This is a genomic window from Cupriavidus sp. GW822-FHT02D05, assembly GCF_058802485.1.
Window position 1 is genome coordinate 167114 of sequence record NZ_JBXAOE010000003.1, and the last position, 16806, is coordinate 183919.

Below are 16806 nucleotides of genomic sequence, written 5' to 3' on the forward strand. Positions count from 1 at the left end.
GGCCTGCCGCGGATAGTTTCAAAGGCAGCAAAAAAGGGCACCTTCGGGTGCCCTTTCTTGTTATGCCGTTGCTACTCGGAACGCGCTTGGAACTTGCTCAGAACTGCTCGATCCACACCGCCAGGCGATCCGCGGCGAACTCCGCAGTGCGATCGGTGGGGCGGTAAACGATGGAGTCGCCCTCCCGCACTGCCTTGAGTGCGCCGCCGGTTTCATCCAGCCACAGCAGCCCGGCCAGCCAGGTGGCATGCTGCGCGGACACCTCCTTATCCACCGGCTCGCCCAGGTACTCGGCAAGCGCGGCACCCTGGATCCACACCAGGGCATCCCCATCGCGGCGCACGTTGGCTGCGCCTTGCGTCGCGGCCAGCGTCTCGGCCAGTGCCGCCACCGCATCGCCCGCTCCACGGCCGGCGAGCTGCGTGCGCAGCGCGGCGAGCTTGGCCGCCACGGCGTGGCCGAAGGTGCCGCTGCGGCGGCTTTCCGCCGCCACCAGGTCGGCGTAGTCCATCAACAGCCAGTCCGGCTCGGGATTCTGCACGCCGACCAGCGCGGCCGAGGCCAGGTAGGTGTCCACCGGCTGGAAGCGCTCCGGGCCGATCAGGCTGGCCGACAGCGTGCGGATCAGGCCGATGCGCGCGGCAATGGTCTGCCGCTGCAGCACGCTCAGCTTCTCGCGCAGCAACTGGTCGCGCTCCTTGCGCAGGCCGGCCATCTCAAGCGCCTGCTTGAGCTCCATGCGCAGCGAGGTGATGTCCCACGGCTTCTTGATATAGCGATGGATCTGCCCCTCGTTGACGGCCGCGACCGTATGCTCGATCTCCGAGTAAGCGGTGGTCAGGATCCGCACGATATGCGGATAGCGCTCGCGCGCGTAGCGCAGCAGCTCGTTGCCGTACTCGCCCGGCATGCGCTGGTCGGAGACCAGGACCGCAAGGCTGTCCGCGTGCGCATCCAGCAGCGCCTTGCCCTCTTCGACCGAGCCACCGGTCACGACCGGCGCCAGGGCTCCGATGGCACGCTGGAAATACTTGACGGCCGTCGCCTCGTCATCGACGAACAGAATCGCCGGTGATGGTGCCTGCGTGGCATTCGGTTCGTTCATCGATCACTCCTATGCATTCGACTCTTGGTATTGGGGAAATCCAGCGTCACCGTGGTACCCGCACCGGACGTAGACTCGATCCGGATGCCGCCACCGAAAGACTGCATGACACGGTTGCAAAAAATCATGCCCAGTCCGTTGCCGCCGGTACTCGCATGGGTGGTGACCGGATCCACCAGAAGGCGCCCCATCACCTCAGGTGGTATGCCCGGGCCGTTATCGCAGATGCGGATCGCGGCATCGGGCTCGGCCGCCACCACGAAGCGCAGTGAAGGCGAGTCGACGCCGTCGAGCGCCCGCAGCGCATTGGACAACAGCGACGACAGCACCAGCGCCACGCAATTGGGCAGCGTGCGCACGGCAAAGTCGTCATGCATTTCGATCTTTACCCACTCGCGCTGCGGCCCGGCAAAGGGGTAGGTGTCGAGCAGCGCTGCGATCAGGCCGCCGGCGGTCACTTCCCGGCTGGCGCCTGCTTGCGTGCTCGGCCGGCTGCCGCTGCTGCGCACCGACTGCAGGAACGACGAAATCACGGCCAGGCAATACTGCGCGTTGTCGTGCATCGACGTGGCCGCCTGGCCAATCTCGCTCTGGCGCAGCGGATTGTATTCCGCCGCGATACGGCTTTCGATACCCCGCGCAAAATTTGCAATCGCCGCCAGCGGCGTGTTCAGTTCATGCGCCAGGAAGGCCAGCGTCTCGTCGATCGCCATCAGGCGCTGATGGCGGATCGAGCGTTCGCGATAGCGCTCGGCGGCCAGCCGCAGCGCTTCGCGCACCTGGCCCAGCTCGATGGGCTTTTCCAGGATGCGGAACACTTCGCCAGTGTTGACCGTCTGCAACAGCATGTCCTTGTCCGCGTAGGCGGTCACCAGGATGCGCACGATCTGCGGGTACTCGAGCGCAACCTGGCGCAGCAGGTCGCCGCCATCGCGCCCCGGCATGCGGAAATCCGTCACCAGCACGGCGATGCGCGCACTCTCCCGGCGCAGGATGCGTACCGCTTCGTCGGCGCCGCTGGCGACCAGCACCTCGTACTCCGTGCCGACCGCGCGAGCGAAGTACTTGCATGCCATTTCCTCGTCATCGACGTAGAGCACGGTAAGCCGTGGTTGACGGGCGTCGCTCATGGCATTCTCAGTCGGCTCGGGGCAGGTCGAAGCTGAACGAGGCCCACTTGCCCAGCTCGCTCTCGGCAAACAGCACGCCGCCGTGACGCTCGATCACCGCGTAGCTGATCGACAGGCCAAGGCCCAGGCCCTGGCCGACTTCGCGCGTGGTGAAGAACGGCTCGAACACGCGCGCCAGGTGCTCTTGCGCAATGCCCGGTCCGTTGTCCTTCACGGTCACATGCAGCCGGCGCTCCACCCACTTCACGGTGGTATGGATGGCCGGGGCCTGCGTGCCGGCCTTGCGCATGGCCAGCGCGGCGTTGGAGAACAGGTTGATCAGCACGCCGATCACCGCGGCTTCGTCGCCCAGGACCAGCGTATCGGTCGGCAACTCGCGCGTGACGGCCACCCCGCGCAGCTCATGGGCGGTCAGCCGAATCGAGGAGTCGAGCGCCTTCTCGAACAGGAACGGCGTGCCCTCCGCTTCAGCACCGGGCTTGCGATAGGCGAAGGTCTTCAGGTCCGACACGATATGCTGGATGCGTTGCATTCCCTGCTTGGCGTCGACCAGGCACTCCTGCAGCATCGGTTCGTTCTTGGCCACCGGCTCTTCCAGCGCGACCTCGATCGCCATCAGGCAGAAGTTGACCGGGTTGTTGACCTCGTGCAGCAGGCCCGCGGCCAGCGTACCGATGGCGGCCATCTTTTCCTGCTGCAGCATCTGGCCCTTGATGTCGACCAGCTTGCGGTTGATCACTTCGAGCTCGCCGTTCTTCTCCGCCACTTCGGCTTTCAGCCGGAACAGCATGAAGCGCGCCCGCTCATTGAAGAAGGTATAGACCGCGCTGGCCGCCGCGGCAAACAGCAGGAACAGCGAATTGACGATAAAGGTGCCGGCCGGCTCGATGCCGCCGGGATGCAGCACGCAGGCAAGCAGGTAGAACAGGTAGGACAGGATCCCGAAGACCAGGTTCTGCCACAAGCCGAACGGCAGCGCGATGCCCGACGCGAAGATGGCGAGATTCAGCCCGACGTAATACGGCGACTCCACGCCATCGGTATGCCAGATCATCCACGAGATCATGATCTGCGGCAGCAGCAGCCAGGACAACGTCAGCCACGGCGCAAAACGGCGCCCTGCCGTGCTGTACAACAGCATCACGATGCCGGCGATCAGCAGCGACACCAGCACGCGCGCCACGGCGAAGGGCGCCTGCAACTGCGGATACTGGCCGTAGTCCAACCCCACGCCGAGCAGCACCAGCACGATGGCGGTATAGGCGCCGCCGCGGCTGAAGGCCAGGCGGAAATCCGCCAGCTCGGTCTGGTAACCCGCGTAAAGTTGATTGGTGCTCATGGCTGGGCCGGCTACTGGCGTTTCAGAGGATGATCGCTTCCGCGAACACATTAACCCCGGTCTGGTCGACATAGAGCTTGTGATCACGGGATTGTTCGGGCAGCAGCATACTCATCCTGGCCTCGTCGCGATAGATCAGGTACCACTCCAGCAGGTGTTCCATGCCGAATTTCTCCGGATTGTCCGAATGGACGTTGGTTACCAGCAACTGGCCGCCAGGCCGCGTACGCGCGGCAAAATAGCTCAGCAGGCGGGAACACACCTTATCGGACAGGTAGTCGAACAACCCGGCGCAGTACACCGCATCGAACTCGCGCAGCCCGGCGTCGTCCGGCGCGATCTTGCGCTTGAGCAGTTCATGTACCGATTGATGCACCATCTCCACCGACACCTTGTGCCCCGCCGAGGCGGCCGAGCTCTCGATGGAGGACTTGGTGTAAGCCAGGGTCTCCTCGCTGAAGTCGACCAGCTGGAACGACAATAGCTCCGGCTGCGGATACTCGCGCACGAAGCGCTGGATCTCGAAGGCCGGGCCGCAGCCGACATTGAGGATGCGAAACGGCCTGCCGGCCGCGCGGGCGGCATCGGCCTGGCGCGACAGGAAATCGACCAGCAGGTCGATCCGGTTGCGGTGGGCGGTCGCCACGGCCGCCTTGAGGAAGGCCGTATTGACGATCTGGAAGTAGGTGGTCGGGCCCTGCTGCGGATCGTTCAGGATCTGGTTGACCATCTCATAGTCGCCCGCATAGCCCAGCGGCTTGGTGAAGGTGCGGTAGACAAAGGGGGCGCGCAGCAGCAGTGGATGCAGGGCCGATTGCGCGTATGTGCGGTGCACCGGCGCGATCTCCGCGTCCACCTGCTCGGCCTCGCCTTCGAGCCGGTCGAGGTAGGTCTTGACCTTGAGCATGATTGGCGTGGCGAGCTCGTAGAACACGTCCTCGCGCAGCCGTCCGTCGTTCTTGGGCAGGTTCTCGGTCAGGTCGACCTGCTCGACCCAGCGCGAGACTTCCGAGAGAAACGCGCGCATTTCGTTGACCACGATCTGGTAATCGCGCCGGATATTGAAGCGCGCATCCCAGTCGTTGATGAACAGTTCGGCCTCGCGCCCAACCGATTTAGGCTCATTGGGCAGGTCGCTCAGCTCGCGCCATTCATCGATCAGCGTCAGCGATACCACCGCGGTGAGGCCGGTGTTCACCAGGCTCATCACCACCGCCTTACCCAGGTAGGCGTTCTTGCTGCCCATGCGCACACTCAGCTCGCTCAGCACCTCGCTGACCTGGACGATCGAGTATGGATTGTAGATTTCCATCACCAGAGCTTTTCTCTGGAGATTGATAATTGTGCCCCGCACCTGCTCGCCCTGCGAGTTGCGGAAACTAACCACCGGATCGATTTGCGTTTGGGAGTACACGGTATTGCGCCAGAGAAATCCGAAAAACGCTGCCGGCCGCCCAGTTCAACAATGCATCATTGACTGGCCGGGTACAGCTCGTAGGGCGATGGATCGCTACGCTAGGCCAGTATCAGGGGGTACTGCTGGGATACATGTCGGTAATCGGTTGCGGGCATGGGCGTCCTGATGATGGCACGCGCGCGACTACACCCTGGTAACTGTGACTGAGACTGAAACTGAGTGAGACTGTACTGAGTAGGACTGTAACTGATTCTTAGCGGATCATTGTACTGTGGGCGTCAAGTGCAGACAACACAACCTGCGCAAGCCCACCCGCCGGGCCGGGAACAACCGGAAACCACCGAAAATAATGCAAAAGGCCGGGAATGCTCCCGGCCTTTTTAGTCGACGCTTGGTCGGCGCTTGGTCGGCCTTTAGTCCGCCTTTACGCCTTCGACCTGGATCGCCAGCTTGACCTCGGGCTTGAAGCCCATCTTCACGCCGTAGTCGATACCGAAATCGGCACGGTTGAAAGTGCCCACCGCGTCAGCACCACAGGCTTCGCGCTTGAGCATCGGATGCTGGATGCACTTGAACTCGCGGATCTCCAGCTTGACCGGCTTGGACACGCCGTGCAGGGTCAGCACGCCATCGACTTCGGTCGGCACATCGCCGTTGAACTTGGAGAACTTGCCCTTGTAGGTGGCTTCGGGGAAGGCTTCGACGTTGAACATGTCAGGGCCCTTCACGTGCTGGTTCAGCTTGCTGTTGCCGAAGTCGACCGAGGCGGGATCGATCTTGATGTCCACCGAGCCGGTCTTCGCGGCACGATCCAGCGTCACCACGCCGCTCGACTTTTCGAACTTGCCGCGCCAGGTCGACAGGCCACCCAGGTGGTCGGTTTCGAAGCTCGGGTACGTGTGGGTGGGGTCGAGGTTGTAGGTCACCGTGTTGGCGGATGCGACGCCGACGGCGGACAGGGCCGCGACAGCGGCGAGGATGGTGCGCAATTTCATGAGAGCTCCCGGCAAAAAGTTGGGGATGAACAGCAAAGGAATGGCAGGGAAGATGAGCGCCGCGCGCTTACTTCTTAGCCAAGGTCACGATACGGAATTTGATCTGGACATCGTCGGCCACGACGGAAGTGTCCTTCCATTCGCCGTCGCCGATGTTGTACACGGTGCGCTTGATCGGCAGCACGCCTTCAAACACCTGGCCACCGGCATCCTGGCGATAGCTTGCCGGAATCACGACGTCCTGGGTCTTGCCCTTGATGGTGAGCTTGCCCGCCACCTCATACTTGCCGGCGGCGCCGGCCTTGATGCTGGTCGACTGGAACACCGCCTTGGGGTACTTGGCCGCGTCGAACCAGTCGCGTCCCTTGACCTCCTTGGTGGTCTCGGCGTCGCCGATCTCGAAGCTGGACACGTCGATCTCGACCTTGGCCGAGGATGTTGCCAGCTTGGCGGGATCGAACGCGACCGTGGCGTCGAACTTCTTGAACTTGCCCTCCATCGGCACGCCGATCTGGCGGGCCGTCGCGGTGACCGAGCTCTTGGCTGCGTCGACCTGGGCCCAGGCGTAGTTGGCTGCGATGCCGGCAGTGGCCAGCGTGGCTGCCATCAGGAGCGCGCTCGGGCGGGGAATGCGTTTCATTAAAAACTCCTGTCGCTAAGAGGGCCTTGCGGCCCTCGGTCATTTGTCGGTTTGCCGATATGTCGGCTTACTTGAGGAACGGCAGCATGCGCGCCAGCGTGCCATCGCGCTCGATGAACTGATGCTTGACGGCAGCGGCCGCATGCACTACGACGATCACGGCCATCAGGTAGTTCAGCCAGATGTGGACCAGCTTGAGGATTTCCTTGATCTCATCATTCTTCTCGATCAGCGCGGGCAGCTGCCAGATGCCGAGGTAGACCACGGGAACCCCTGACGCCGAGCTGTACAGGTAGCCCGTGATGGGCACCACCACGATCAGCGCGTAGAGCAGCAGGTGCGCCGCGTGCGCGGCCTTGGCCTGCCAGGCCGGAGTGCCCGCGGCCGGTGCCGGCGCGCGGTGGGTGGCGCGCCACAACACGCGCAGCACGGCGATGGCAAAGACGGTCACGCCGATCCACTTGTGCCAGGAAAACAGCTTGAGCTTGAGCATCGACAAGCCCGGGATGCTGGTCATGTACAGGCCCAGCCCGAAGGCGGCGAAGATCAGCAGCGCGATGATCCAGTGCAGGCCGATCGCCGTGGCCCCATAGGCGGACGTCGGCTGCGGCGCTGCGGCAGCGCCGGCGTGGGCGCCGGCTTTGGCTTGGGAATGCATGGATAAGGACCCCTGCCCTTGCGGGCGTTTCACTATCTTTTACTGAACGGCAATTACTGCTGCTCCTTGAATTCTCGCATTATTGTGCGGCGGGCAGGTTGCGGAACGGTCTGAAATTCATGGAATCATTCAAACCATTTGAAGTGACATTTCGCCGCAGCCGGCAAGGCGTGCCTGCGCCGGCCGCCCATCAACAAAAAAAGCCATCCCCGGGGATGGCTTTTTTGCACCGCGCCGGCCAGCAGGCCGGGAACATCACACGCGTTCGGCGAGGCTGACGGCACGGCCGATATAGGTGGCCGGGGTCATTTCCAGCAGCAGCTTCTTGGCATCGTCTGGGATCGCCAGGCCGCTGATGAAGGTCTGCAGCGCCTCGCGCGAGATGCCCTTGCCGCGCGTCAGTTCCTTGAGCTGCTCATAGGGATTGGGCACGCCAAAGCGGCGCATGACGGTCTGCACCGGCTCGGCCAGCACTTCCCAGCAGTTGTCGAGGTCTTCGTCCAGGCGCTCGGGGTTGGTTTCCAGCTTGCCCAGGCCGCGCAGGCAGGCCTCATAGGCCAGCAGGCTGTAGCCGAAGGCCACGCCCATGTTGCGCAGCACGGTGGAATCGGTCAGGTCGCGCTGCCAGCGCGACAGCGGCAGCTTTTCCGACAGGTGGCGCAGCACCGCATTGGCCAGGCCCAGGTTGCCTTCCGAGTTCTCGAAGTCGATCGGGTTGACCTTGTGCGGCATGGTCGAAGAGCCGATTTCGCCGGCCTTGGTGCGCTGCTTGAAGTAGCCCAGCGAGATATAGCCCCAGATGTCGCGGTTCAGGTCGAGCAGGATAGTGTTGGCGCGGGCGATGGCGTCGAACAGCTCGGCCATGTAGTCGTGCGGCTCGATCTGGATGGTGTAGGGATTGAAGGTCAGGCCCAGACGCGTTTCGATCACCTGCTTGGAGAAGGCTTCCCAGTCGAAGCTGGGGTACGCCGACAGGTGGGCGTTGTAGTTGCCGACCGCGCCGTTCATCTTGCCCAGCAGCTCCACGCGCTGGATGCGCTCGATGGCGCGCGCCAGGCGTGCCGCCACGTTGGCCATTTCCTTGCCCAGCGTGGTCGGGCTGGCCGGCTGGCCGTGGGTGCGCGACAGCATCGGCTGGCGGGCATTGGCATGCGCCAGTTCCACCAGGCGCGCGTGCACGCGTTGCAGCGTGGGCAGGATCACGCCTTCGCGGGCGCCCTTGAGCATCATGCCGTGCGAGGTGTTGTTGATGTCTTCCGAGGTGCAGGCGAAATGGATGAACTCGCTCGCGGCTTCCAGTTCGGCGTTGCCCTTGACCTGTTCCTTAAGCCAGTACTCCACGGCCTTCACGTCATGGTTGGTGACCGCCTCGATCTCCTTGATGCGCGATGCGTGGGCCTCGGTGAAGTTGTCCACCAGGGCCAGCAGGGCCGCTTCCGAGGCCGGCGAGAACTTCGGCATGTCGGGCAGGCCGGCTTGCGACAGCGCGATCAGCCAGTGCACTTCCACCTTGACGCGGTTGCGCATGAAGGCCGCTTCCGAGAGCCACTCGCGCAGCGCATCGGCCTTGGAGGCGTAGCGGCCATCGATGGGAGACAGGGCGGTGAGCGGAGAGAGCGAGGAAGAAGACATGCTGGGAGACCGGAGGGAAGAGGGAAGTGGTTACGCAAGCGTGGCCGGGCGGGCAGATTGCGCAGGCAAAATGGCCGGGCGAGGCCCTCGCGGGCCGAAGTGGCCGGTGACAAGGCCGAACCGGCCTAAAGAGGGGAAAAGACACAAAAACAGGTCCAATCCACCTCAAAAAGAGAACAATTCGGCGCAAATACCGACTGACGGCACGACGGAAAGCGGGCATTTTACCATCGCGGCCCGCGTTCTGTGGACGCGTTCGCGGGGCCGGGCAGCTCGCGCGTCTCGGCATGACGACACGGCAGGCAGGCGCCGCGCACGCCCGGCACATCCCGGACGGGGCACGGGTATACTCGCGCTCGCCGATCCGCTAGCCTGTTATGAAGTGCATCGGGCATGCCGGGGCGCGCGAGACGCGGCCGATGCACTTCATAACAAGCTCGAGGGGAGTCCATGAAGCTGTATGCATCGCAAACCAGCCCTTACGCGCGCAAAGTGCGCGTCGTGATGGCGGAAAAGAAGATCGATTACCAGATGGTCGAGGTTGACGTGTGGTCGCCGGACACCACCATCTCCCAGTTCAACCCGCTGGGCAAGGTACCGTGCCTGGTCATGGAAGACGGCGGCGCGATTTTCGACTCGCGCGTGATCGTCGAATACGTCGACACCCTGACGCCCGTCAGCCGCATGATCCCGCAAGGCGCCCGCGAACGCGTCGAGGTACGTTGCTGGGAAGCGCTGGCCGACGGCCTGCTCGATGCCGCCCTGCTGGCGCGCCTGGAACACACGCAGCGCGAGCCCGGGCAGCGCAGCGAGCGCTGGGTCCAGCGCCAGCTCGGCAAGATCGATGCGGCGGTGGCCGCCATCGCCGACGGCCTGGCCGACCGGCCCTGGTGCTCGGGCAACCATTACTCGCTGGCCGACGTGGCCGTGGGCTGCGCGTTGTCGTACCTGGACTTCCGCTTCCCGGACATCGCCTGGCGTGAGCGCCACCCGCGCCTCGCCGTATACCAGGACAAGCTTGCCAAGCGCCAGTCGTTCATCGACACGGAACCGCCGCGCGCCTGAGCCTTGCCTGCGCCTCCTGCCGCGCAACGATGAAAAAACCGGCCATCGAGCCGGTTTTTTCATGGCATCGCACTCTGCGCGCCTCACCGGATGATGCCGCCGCCCAGGCAGACATCGCCGTCGTACAGCACCGCGGACTGGCCAGGCGTAACCGCCCATTGCGCCTGCGCGAACGTCAGTTGCAGGGCATCGTCGCCCGCCCCCGTCACCGTGCAGGGCGCATCGCTCTGCCGATACCGCGTCTTGGCCGACAGCGTGGTGCCCACCGCCGGGCCGGTGCCCGCCACCCACGACAGGTCGGCAGCGTCGAGCGTAGGCGTCAGCAGCCACGGATGCTCATGGCCCTGCACCACATACAGCGTGTTGCTGGCCATGTCCTTGCGCGCCACATACCAGGCGTCGCCGTTGCCCGCGCGGCTGCCGCCCAGGCCGATGCCCTTGCGTTGCCCCAGCGTGTAGAACGCCAGACCGATGTGCTGGCCGACTTCCTTGCCGTCCGGCGTCTTCATCGGTCCCGGCTTGGTCGGCAGGTAGCGGTTGAGAAAATCGCGGAACGGCCGCTCGCCGATAAAGCAGATGCCGGTGGAATCCTTTTTCTTGGCATTGGGCAGGCCGATCTCGGCAGCGATCTCGCGCACGCGCGTCTTGGGCATCTCGCCCAGCGGAAACAGCGTGCGCGACAGCTGCGCCTGGTTCAGCCGGTGCAGAAAGTAGCTCTGGTCCTTGGTGTGGTCAAAGGCCTTGAGCAGCTCAAAGCGGCCCGTGCCGGCACCCACATCCACCCCCGCTTCGCGCACGCGCGCGTAGTGGCCGGTGGCGATGGTGTCCGCGCCCAGCGACATGGCGTGGTCCAGGAAGGCCTTGAACTTGATCTCGGCATTGCACAGCACGTCCGGGTTGGGCGTGCGCCCGGCCGAATATTCGCGCAGGAAGTCTGCAAAGACGCGGTCCTTGTACTCGGCGGCAAAATTGACCGCTTCCACGTCGACGCCGATGAGGTCGGCCACCGAGACCACGTCCAGCCAGTCCTGCCGGGTCGAGCAGTACTCGCTGTCGTCGTCGTCTTCCCAGTTCTTCATGAACAGGCCGATCACCTCGTAGCCTTGCTGCTTGAGCAGCCAGGCTGTCACCGACGAATCCACGCCACCCGACATGCCCACCACGACGCGCTTGCCCTGGCTCATGACAGCACTCCGCTGCCCACCACGGAAGGATGGGTGTAGAGCGCGTCGAGCGCGAAGCGCTTGCCCGCCAGGTAGTCCTCGATGCAGGCCAGCAGCAGCGGCGTGCGATGGCGCTCGGGGCAGGCGCGGATTTCGTCGGCGCTCATCCACACGGTGCGCACGATGCCCACATCGAGCTGGCGCCCGGCATCGAGCGCGCCCAGCTCGCCGGTAAAGGCGAAGCGCACATAGGTGATGTCGCCGCCCGGCCGCGCCGCCGTGCCGGCCGAGTGCGGGCGGGCCATATAGCAGCCCAGCAGCGCGCGCGGCTCGAACGTGTGCGCGGTTTCTTCCAGCGTTTCGCGGATGACGGCGTGAATCAGGCTCTCGCCCGGGTCGAGATGGCCGGCAGGCTGGTTCAGCCGCAGGCCGTCGGGGGTTTCTTCTTCCACCAGCAGGAAGCGGCCGCCGCGCTCAATTACCGCGGCAACCGTGACGCTGGCCTTCCAGTCGTGTGACATGATGCACAAATTTTAGGCAATCCGGCATTCTACCGGTTGCCGCCCTTTCACGCATCCTGCGCATCCGACGCATCCGGCGCCGCGCCCGCGCCAACACTAGGCCAGCAGCAAAGTGCGCTCCACGTCCCCCACCGCCGGCAGCGAAGCGATCACCTGGTCCAGCCGTTCGCGCAGCGCGCGGCTGGCAGGCGCCAGTGGCCGCCTGACCTCGGAACCTGCCAGCCCGCACAATGCCAGCGCGGTCTTGACCGGGGCCGGATTGGGCTCGGAGAACAGCAGCGAGATCAACGGCGCCAGGCTCGCGAACAGCGCACGCGCTTCGGCAACGCGGCCCTGCGCCACCAGTTGCAACAACCGCACGAACAGATCCGGGCGGATGTGCGCGCAAGCCGGAACCACGCCGTCGCCACCCGCTAGCAGGTGGTCCAGCATGGCCGCGTCCTCGCCGCAGAAGACCGCGAGCCGATCGTTGCCGGCCAGGGCGCGCAGCCCGGCCGCGTCACACTCCTTGACCGCGACGACGCGCGGATGCGCGGCCAGCCGCTGCACCAATGCCGGTGACATGTTGCAGCCGGTGCGCTTGGGCACGTTGTAGAGCATCAGCGGGCGCCAGGTGGCATCCGCCACGCGCTCGACATGCCAGGCAATGCCCTCATCGCCGGGCCGCAGGTAGTACGGCGGCGGCACCAGGTAGCCCGCCAGGTCGAAGCGGTCGAGCTGGCGCACCTGCTCGCAAACCACGCGGGTATCCACGCCGCCAACGCCAGCCAGCACCGGCAGCGCACCGTCCACCGCCTCCAGCACCGCGGCGGTAAACATCAGCCGCTCATCCCGCGTGAGCAAGCCACCCTCCCCGGTCGTGCCCAGGATGACCAGCCCATCCACGCCGCTGGCCACATAGTGCGCGGCCAGCCGCTGCGCGCAGGCCAGGTCCAGCTCGCCGCCCTGCATCGGTGTCACCAGCGGCAGCCACAACGTCGCGCGGCTGTCTTCGCGCAAGCCCGCCATCATCTCAGTGCGCGGCATGGTCTTGTCCTAGCACCGTGGTGACGCCGAACTCGGCGGCCGGCAGGGCCATCATGATGGCGTGCATGGCAGCGTCGCGGCCGCCGCGCTCGACCTCCACATGCAGCGTGGTCTCGCCATGGCGGTGGTCCACTTCCACCACATAGATGCGCGCCAGTTGCCCGATCGCGCGGTGCAGCGACTGGCGCAGCGCGAAGACCTGGCTCGACGCCACCGCCAGGCGCAGGCGGATCCAGCTGTGCGCGGTGTCCAAGCCAAGCGCGGGCGCGGCGGCCTTCGCGGCTTCGATGCCAGATGCGTCAAGGCGCGCGGTGCGGGATCCGGTGCGGGTAAGACGGCGGCGTGGCACGCAAGCAAAGGCCACGGCAAGGCTCGACTGTCGCATTTGAGCGGGACCCGCGCTGGGCGGGTCGTCTGTTGAAGATGCAACCATGCTATGCATGGCCGCCTCAAGTTGATGCAGTAATCGCCGCCGCCGCCATCAAAATGTCATCAAGATGGCGCGGCATGCTCAGAATGTCTTGGTGAGCGACGCGAAGGCGGCTGCCTTGCCGATATAGCGGCCAGGCACATTGGTGTAGACCGACTTGTTGGCGTTGGTGTCGATATAAGCGATCGCCAGCGCAAAGCCCTTGCCCAGGTCCTTGGTCAGCCCCAGCTTCCAGTCCGTGTACGAGGCGTCCGTGACATTCCTCACCTTCTGATAGCCGACGTGCGCATTGAGCGTCAGGTCCCAGACGTTCAGCGGCACATTGGCCGACAGGTCCACGTAGTAGCTGTTCTTGCTGTCGTTGAAGCCGAACAGGTTGGTCACTGCGTGCGAGTATTTCAGGAACACCGGGCCGTAGCCGATGCCGCCGTACAGCTCCGTCGTGTACGGGCGTGTGTAGCCGGCCGGATAGTCGCCGGGATAGTAGTACTCCAGCACGCCCACGTCGTAGTTCCACTCGAGCCCGCCCAGCATGATGGTGTTCTTGAAGCCGCCGTAGAAATCCATCTCGATCGGCGCCGACACCTTGGCGTTGCTGTCGCCGAGCCAGCTGATGCTGGAGTTCCAGTTGCCCACGTAGAGGCCGCTCGAATGCGTGTAGTCGAACCCGCCCTGGATCGCCGGGCGACGGTTGGACTGCATCAGGCCCCGGTAGCGATATTCGCTGGCCAGCGTGACGTTGGCCGTGAAGGTGTGCGGCGACGCGTCGGCTGCTGCGGCTGCATCGGGTGCGCCCTGCGCGAAGGCGGCCGGCGCGGCGAGAAGCGTGGCGCAAGACAGGGTAGCGAGGCAGGCATGCGAAACGTTGAAGCGAAGAGCAGTCATGGATAACTTGGCAATTGGAAGAACTTCGATCGGTGGACAGCCACGCATGAGGCGATGGCTGAAGCCACGGCGAACGTCAGGATGACAGTGGCCGCGGCGCGACCGGAACAGTACGGGCACGCGCCTAAAATCGGTGTCAAGAAAATACCGGCCCGCCAAGGGATGGCGTAAAAATCGTAAAGGGAACGTCCCGGCATGCCCTGGGATGAACCAACAGGTCCAGAGAGGGGGTGATGCGGTTGCGCAAAAGCCGACCGGCCGGTCACCACATATCGTCAGATTCCTGTAAGCTGCGAAAAAATTGTGCGCTGCGTTCGGCCTGGCCGGGCGCATGGCAGACACAAAGGGCAGACACAAAAGAGCCAAAGACGTCCGCCCGCCTAGCAGATCAGTGGCATTGTCAGAATGAGCCGAAGCGGTTCTGGTCAGGCGCGTTGCCATGTCGTAGCGGTCGTACGACAAGCTCGCGCGCCAACGCCAGAATCATTTTGACAGCGCCTCAAAGACGCCAGCAAAAGGAGAAATTGACGATGCACATCGGCATCCCGCAGGAGACGCGGGCAGGTGAGACTCGTGTCGCCGCCACCCCGGAGACGGTCAAGAAGTACGTGACCCAGGGCCATCAGGTCATCGTCCAGTCGGGAGCCGGCGTACGCGCCAGCGTGCCGGACTCGGCGTATGAGGCCGTCGGTGCCACCATTGGCACCGCGGCGCAAGCCTTCGGCGCGCAGTTGGTGCTCAAGGTCCGCGCCCCCGTCGATGCCGAGCTCGCGCTGATGAAGCCGGGCGCCGTGCTGGTCGGCATGCTCAATCCCTTCGACGCAGAGAACAACGCGCGCATGGCGGGCGCCACGCTGACCGCCTTCGCGCTGGAAGCCGCGCCGCGCACCACGCGCGCGCAGAGCATGGACGTGCTCTCTTCCCAGGCCAATATCGCCGGCTACAAGGCCGTGCTGGTCGCCGCGCATCATTACCAGCGTTTCATGCCCATGCTGATGACCGCCGCCGGCACCGTCAAGGCGGCCCGCGTGCTGATCCTCGGCGCTGGCGTGGCGGGCCTGCAGGCCATCGCTACCGCCAAGCGGCTGGGCGCGGTCATCGAAGCCTCCGACGTGCGTCCCGCCGTCAAGGAGCAGATCGAATCGCTGGGCGCCAAATTCCTCGATGTGCCCTTCGTCACCGACGAAGAGCGCGAGATCGCGCAGGGCGTGGGCGGCTATGCCCGCCCCATGCCACCCGACTGGATGCGGCGCCAGGCCGAACTGGTGCACGAGCGCGCCAAGGCAGCCGACATCGTCATCACTACCGCGCTGATCCCGGGCCGCCAGGCGCCGGTGCTGCTCAAGGAAGAAACGGTGCAGGCGATGAAGCCGGGCTCGGTGGTGGTCGACCTCGCCGCGGCGCAGGGCGGCAACTGCCCGCTGACTGTGGCTGACGAAGTGGTGGAACGCCACGGCGTCACGCTGATCGGGCACACCAACCTGGCCAGCATGGTGGCGGCCGACGCGTCGGCGCTATATGCGCGCAACGTGCTCGACTTCCTCAAGCTCGTCATCGACAAGGAAGGCCAGTTCACGCTGAACCTGGAGGACGATATCGTCGCCGCCTGCCTGATGTGCAAGGACGGCCAGGTGGTCCGCGGCGCTTCCTGAAGCGGCAGCGGGCCCGCCGCGGCCCGGTCGCTTTAGAATGGGGCCAGGCGGTTCCGGCCAGGTGCACGGTAGCGCGCCTGCCGCTATCGGGCTGTACTGCCGGTGCGGCTGGCCGGGCTGGCCGATACCCAGGCTCCGGAACCATTCCAAGTGGCCCGTCAGGACTCAACCCCAGGGGCTACCCTACAAGCTCATCCAGCATCAACCAAGGACGTATCACCCATGCAACGCATCATGCTCCGCGCCAAGCTCCATCGTGTCACCGTGACACAGGCGGACCTCAACTATGAGGGATCATGCGGCATCGACGAGAATCTGCTCGAAGCGGCCGACATGAAGGAGTTCGAGAAAATCGAGCTATACAACGTCAACAATGGCGAGCGCTTCTCCACCTACATCATCAAGGGCGTGCGCGGCAGCGGCGAGATCTCGCTCAACGGCGCGGCCGCACGGCGCGCGCACCTGGGCGACCATCTCATCATCTGCACCTACGCGCCGATGAGCGATGAGGAGATCGCCACCTACAAGCCGAAGATCATCCTGGTGGACGACAACAACGCCATCAAGGAAATCAAGAAGGTGTAAGCGGATGAGGACATCGCGCCGGGAGCCAACGCCGGTGCGATGCCCGCATCCGGCATGCGATTTTCGGATTCAGCCGTACCGTCCCCCCTGGGGTGAGGGTACCTACGCGACAGACGACAACGCGGCACCAGGTGGGGCATCGATGCAGTAGGCGCTCACAGGCGCCTGGCCAGGCAAAAGAACACGGGACAACCGCGCAGCAAGGCATTCAAGCAACGGAGGAGAAGTCGATGGAAATGGTGAACCACACGGTGATCAACCTGATCATCTTCGTGCTGGCGATCTACGTGGGCTACCACGTGGTCTGGACGGTGACGCCCGCCCTGCACACCCCGCTGATGGCCGTGACCAATGCGATCTCGGCCATCATCATCGTCGGCGCCATGCTGGCTGCCGGCCTGACCGAGGGCCCCGTGGGCCGCACCATGGGCACGCTGGCGGTCGCGCTCGCCGCGGTCAACGTGTTCGGTGGCTTCCTGGTGACGCAGCGCATGCTGGAGATGTTCAAGAAGAAGGAACCCAAGGCCAAGGCTGGCAAGGGTCATGAGGAGGGCGCCAAGTGA

Annotated in this window: 17 protein-coding genes; 4 read left to right on the plus strand and 13 right to left on the minus strand. The window is 64.6% G+C overall.

Going from position 1 to position 16806, the window contains the following annotated elements; genetic code table 11:
- Nucleotides 1–97: 97 nt before the first annotated feature.
- The 8 genes from AC1RQK_RS05570 to purB all read right to left on the minus strand — a co-directional run bounded on the left by AC1RQK_RS05570 (nucleotide 98) and on the right by purB (nucleotide 8916).
- Nucleotides 98–1105: a response regulator gene (locus AC1RQK_RS05570; protein WP_174422956.1), complete on the minus strand. Its 1008-nt coding sequence runs from the start codon at nucleotides 1103–1105 to the stop codon at nucleotides 98–100.
- A complete protein-coding gene (locus tag AC1RQK_RS05575; RefSeq protein WP_174422957.1) occupies nucleotides 1102–2235 on the minus strand; it encodes a hybrid sensor histidine kinase/response regulator in 1134 nt (377 codons plus the stop codon). The genes AC1RQK_RS05570 and AC1RQK_RS05575 overlap by 4 nt, the downstream gene beginning before the upstream one ends.
- Nucleotides 2236–2242: 7 nt before the next feature.
- Nucleotides 2243–3574, minus strand: a complete 1332-nt coding sequence (locus tag AC1RQK_RS05580; protein ID WP_150985951.1) for a sensor histidine kinase — start codon at nucleotides 3572–3574, stop codon at nucleotides 2243–2245.
- Nucleotides 3575–3596: 22 nt separating this feature from the next.
- Nucleotides 3597–4988, minus strand: a complete 1392-nt coding sequence (locus AC1RQK_RS05585) for a class I SAM-dependent methyltransferase (protein ID WP_492372951.1) — start codon at nucleotides 4986–4988, stop codon at nucleotides 3597–3599.
- A 416-nt stretch (nucleotides 4989–5404) separates the two neighbouring features.
- Nucleotides 5405–5986: a YceI family protein gene (locus AC1RQK_RS05590; protein WP_416049660.1), complete on the minus strand. Its 582-nt coding sequence runs from the start codon at nucleotides 5984–5986 to the stop codon at nucleotides 5405–5407.
- 67 nt (nucleotides 5987–6053) lie between these two features.
- The gene (locus tag AC1RQK_RS05595; RefSeq protein WP_043349502.1) at nucleotides 6054–6626 is read right to left on the minus strand and encodes a YceI family protein; all 573 of its coding nucleotides are present in this window, start codon (nucleotides 6624–6626) and stop codon (nucleotides 6054–6056) included.
- Nucleotides 6627–6693: 67 nt separating this feature from the next.
- Nucleotides 6694–7284 (minus strand): cytochrome b, encoded by a 591-nt coding sequence (locus tag AC1RQK_RS05600; RefSeq protein ID WP_492807978.1) that lies wholly within the window; start codon nucleotides 7282–7284, stop codon nucleotides 6694–6696.
- A 255-nt stretch (nucleotides 7285–7539) separates the two neighbouring features.
- Nucleotides 7540–8916 (minus strand): adenylosuccinate lyase, encoded by a 1377-nt coding sequence (purB, locus tag AC1RQK_RS05605; RefSeq protein WP_183035252.1) that lies wholly within the window; start codon nucleotides 8914–8916, stop codon nucleotides 7540–7542.
- A gap of 450 nt (nucleotides 8917–9366) precedes the next feature.
- On the opposite strand from purB, the gene AC1RQK_RS05610 reads away from it, so the two are divergent.
- On the plus strand, nucleotides 9367–9981 hold the full coding sequence (locus AC1RQK_RS05610; protein WP_174422964.1) for a glutathione S-transferase family protein: 615 nt from the start codon (nucleotides 9367–9369) through the stop codon (nucleotides 9979–9981).
- Nucleotides 9982–10064: 83 nt separating this feature from the next.
- Here the strand turns inward: AC1RQK_RS05610 and mnmA are convergent, their stop codons facing one another.
- From mnmA to AC1RQK_RS05635, 5 genes are all read right to left on the minus strand, one after another.
- Nucleotides 10065–11165 carry a tRNA 2-thiouridine(34) synthase MnmA gene (gene mnmA, locus AC1RQK_RS05615; protein WP_492807981.1) on the minus strand — a complete coding sequence of 367 codons (1101 nt, stop codon included), beginning with the start codon at nucleotides 11163–11165 and terminating at the stop codon, nucleotides 10065–10067.
- Nucleotides 11162–11665 (minus strand): NUDIX hydrolase, encoded by a 504-nt coding sequence (locus tag AC1RQK_RS05620; RefSeq protein WP_492372948.1) that lies wholly within the window; start codon nucleotides 11663–11665, stop codon nucleotides 11162–11164. The genes mnmA and AC1RQK_RS05620 overlap by 4 nt, the downstream gene beginning before the upstream one ends.
- Nucleotides 11666–11761: 96 nt before the next feature.
- Complete coding sequence (gene dapA / locus AC1RQK_RS05625) at nucleotides 11762–12691, minus strand: 4-hydroxy-tetrahydrodipicolinate synthase (protein ID WP_492807982.1); 930 nt, start codon at nucleotides 12689–12691, stop codon at nucleotides 11762–11764.
- Nucleotides 12678–13076: a hypothetical protein gene (locus tag AC1RQK_RS05630; RefSeq protein WP_492372946.1), complete on the minus strand. Its 399-nt coding sequence runs from the start codon at nucleotides 13074–13076 to the stop codon at nucleotides 12678–12680. The genes dapA and AC1RQK_RS05630 overlap by 14 nt, the downstream gene beginning before the upstream one ends.
- A 126-nt stretch (nucleotides 13077–13202) precedes the next feature.
- The gene (locus tag AC1RQK_RS05635; protein WP_477133073.1) at nucleotides 13203–14006 is read right to left on the minus strand and encodes a TorF family putative porin; all 804 of its coding nucleotides are present in this window, start codon (nucleotides 14004–14006) and stop codon (nucleotides 13203–13205) included.
- A gap of 530 nt (nucleotides 14007–14536) precedes the next feature.
- Here AC1RQK_RS05635 and AC1RQK_RS05640 point away from each other — a divergent pair.
- The 3 genes from AC1RQK_RS05640 (at nucleotide 14537) to AC1RQK_RS05650 (ending at nucleotide 16806) form a co-directional block, all read left to right on the plus strand.
- Nucleotides 14537–15658: a Re/Si-specific NAD(P)(+) transhydrogenase subunit alpha gene (locus AC1RQK_RS05640; protein WP_150985941.1), complete on the plus strand. Its 1122-nt coding sequence runs from the start codon at nucleotides 14537–14539 to the stop codon at nucleotides 15656–15658.
- Nucleotides 15659–15880: 222 nt separating this feature from the next.
- Nucleotides 15881–16243 carry an aspartate 1-decarboxylase gene (gene panD, locus AC1RQK_RS05645; RefSeq protein ID WP_006157598.1) on the plus strand — a complete coding sequence of 121 codons (363 nt, stop codon included), beginning with the start codon at nucleotides 15881–15883 and terminating at the stop codon, nucleotides 16241–16243.
- A gap of 230 nt (nucleotides 16244–16473) precedes the next feature.
- Nucleotides 16474–16806: an NAD(P) transhydrogenase subunit alpha part 2 gene (locus tag AC1RQK_RS05650; protein WP_045240719.1), complete on the plus strand. Its 333-nt coding sequence runs from the start codon at nucleotides 16474–16476 to the stop codon at nucleotides 16804–16806.

What these genes read in the sequence shown, in the direction of transcription:
- dapA (WP_492807982.1), bottom strand. Translation starts at nt 12,691, where the DNA reads ATGCCGCGCACTGAGATGATGGCGGGCTTGCGCGAAGACAGCCGCGCG.
- AC1RQK_RS05570 (WP_174422956.1), bottom strand. Translation starts at nt 1,105, where the DNA reads ATGAACGAACCGAATGCCACGCAGGCACCATCACCGGCGATTCTGTTC.
- purB (WP_183035252.1), bottom strand. Translation starts at nt 8,916, where the DNA reads ATGTCTTCTTCCTCGCTCTCTCCGCTCACCGCCCTGTCTCCCATCGAT.
- AC1RQK_RS05620 (WP_492372948.1), bottom strand. Translation starts at nt 11,665, where the DNA reads ATGTCACACGACTGGAAGGCCAGCGTCACGGTTGCCGCGGTAATTGAG.
- AC1RQK_RS05640 (WP_150985941.1), top strand. Translation starts at nt 14,537, where the DNA reads ATGCACATCGGCATCCCGCAGGAGACGCGGGCAGGTGAGACTCGTGTC.
- AC1RQK_RS05630 (WP_492372946.1), bottom strand. Translation starts at nt 13,076, where the DNA reads ATGCGACAGTCGAGCCTTGCCGTGGCCTTTGCTTGCGTGCCACGCCGC.
- AC1RQK_RS05610 (WP_174422964.1), top strand. Translation starts at nt 9,367, where the DNA reads ATGAAGCTGTATGCATCGCAAACCAGCCCTTACGCGCGCAAAGTGCGC.
- AC1RQK_RS05590 (WP_416049660.1), bottom strand. Translation starts at nt 5,986, where the DNA reads ATGAAATTGCGCACCATCCTCGCCGCTGTCGCGGCCCTGTCCGCCGTC.
- AC1RQK_RS05650 (WP_045240719.1), top strand. Translation starts at nt 16,474, where the DNA reads ATGGAAATGGTGAACCACACGGTGATCAACCTGATCATCTTCGTGCTG.
- mnmA (WP_492807981.1), bottom strand. Translation starts at nt 11,165, where the DNA reads ATGAGCCAGGGCAAGCGCGTCGTGGTGGGCATGTCGGGTGGCGTGGAT.
- AC1RQK_RS05600 (WP_492807978.1), bottom strand. Translation starts at nt 7,284, where the DNA reads ATGCATTCCCAAGCCAAAGCCGGCGCCCACGCCGGCGCTGCCGCAGCG.
- AC1RQK_RS05575 (WP_174422957.1), bottom strand. Translation starts at nt 2,235, where the DNA reads ATGAGCGACGCCCGTCAACCACGGCTTACCGTGCTCTACGTCGATGAC.
- AC1RQK_RS05595 (WP_043349502.1), bottom strand. Translation starts at nt 6,626, where the DNA reads ATGAAACGCATTCCCCGCCCGAGCGCGCTCCTGATGGCAGCCACGCTG.
- AC1RQK_RS05635 (WP_477133073.1), bottom strand. Translation starts at nt 14,006, where the DNA reads ATGACTGCTCTTCGCTTCAACGTTTCGCATGCCTGCCTCGCTACCCTG.
- panD (WP_006157598.1), top strand. Translation starts at nt 15,881, where the DNA reads ATGCAACGCATCATGCTCCGCGCCAAGCTCCATCGTGTCACCGTGACA.
- AC1RQK_RS05580 (WP_150985951.1), bottom strand. Translation starts at nt 3,574, where the DNA reads ATGAGCACCAATCAACTTTACGCGGGTTACCAGACCGAGCTGGCGGAT.